Origin of the sequence: Vibrio sp. Y20_XG_PY13 (assembly GCF_024181925.1) — a bacterium.
In the GTDB taxonomy this organism is placed as follows: domain Bacteria; phylum Pseudomonadota; class Gammaproteobacteria; order Enterobacterales; family Vibrionaceae; genus Vibrio; species Vibrio parahaemolyticus.
In genome coordinates, this window is the sequence record NZ_JAMZAL010000039.1 from 1 (window position 1) to 1,362 (window position 1,362).

1 rRNA gene is annotated in these 1,362 nt (G+C 47.3%); it reads left to right on the forward strand.

Annotation, left to right across the window (positions count from 1 at the left end):
- Positions 1–209 precede the first annotated feature (209 nt).
- Positions 210–1,362: ribosomal RNA gene (locus tag NL646_RS23310) — 23S ribosomal RNA — on the forward strand; the annotation flags it as partial.

Sequence of the window (1,362 nt, forward strand, 5' to 3'; positions counted from 1 at the left end):
TAGCTCTTTAACAATTTGGAAAGCTGACAAAACAACAATTTATTGTTGTTTGTAAAGTTCTCAATGTTTGTCTTTATGACAAACACCAAAATAACACATTCAAGTGTTCTTGGAATTTGAGTCCGGCAAAATCGAGTCTGCATCATGTATAAAAATTGCAGACAACTTTGGTGACTTGTTCATCAACTCGAAACTCCTTCGGGTTGTATGGTTAAGTGACTAAGCGTACACGGTGGATGCCTTGGCAGTCAGAGGCGATGAAAGACGTAGTAACTTGCGATAAGCCCAGATTAGGTAGTAACAACCATTTGAGTCTGGGATTTCTGAATGGGGAAACCCACTTACATAAGTAAGTATCATTAACTGAATACATAGGTTAATGAGGCGAACCGGGGGAACTGAAACATCTAAGTACCCCGAGGAAAAGAAATCAACCGAGATTCCGAAAGTAGCGGCGAGCGAAATTGGACTAGCCCTTAAGCTTTACACGCGTTAGACGAACGGTCTGGAAAGTCCGACGATACAGGGTGATAGTCCCGTAGTTGACGACGTGTGTTCAGTGAAATCGAGTAGGGCGGGACACGTGATATCCTGTCTGAATATGGGGGGACCATCCTCCAAGGCTAAATACTACTGACTGACCGATAGTGAACCAGTACCGTGAGGGAAAGGCGAAAAGAACCCCTGTGAGGGGAGTGAAATAGAACCTGAAACCGTGTACGTACAAGCAGTAGGAGCAGGCTTGTCCTGTGACTGCGTACCTTTTGTATAATGGGTCAGCGACTTATATTCAGTGGCAAGGTTAACCATCTAGGGGAGCCGTAGGGAAACCGAGTCTTAACTGGGCGTTCAGTCTCTGGATATAGACCCGAAACCAGGTGATCTAGCCATGGGCAGGTTGAAGGTTGAGTAACATCAACTGGAGGACCGAACCGACTAATGTTGAAAAATTAGCGGATGACTTGTGGCTAGGGGTGAAAGGCCAATCAAACCTGGAGATAGCTGGTTCTCCCCGAAAGCTATTTAGGTAGCGCCTCGGACGAATACTACTGGGGGTAGAGCACTGTTAAGGCTAGGGGGTCATCCCGACTTACCAACCCTTTGCAAACTCCGAATACCAGTAAGTACTATCCGGGAGACACACGGCGGGTGCTAACGTCCGTCGTGGAGAGGGAAACAACCCAGACCGCCAGCTAAGGTCCCAAATTACTACTAAGTGGGAAACGATGTGGGAAGGCTCAGACAGCCAGGATGTTGGCTTAGAAGCAGCCATCATTTAAAGAAAGCGTAATAGCTCACTGGTCGAGTCGGCCTGCGCGGAAGATGTAACGGGGCTAAGTAGTAAACCGAAGCTGCGGCAAT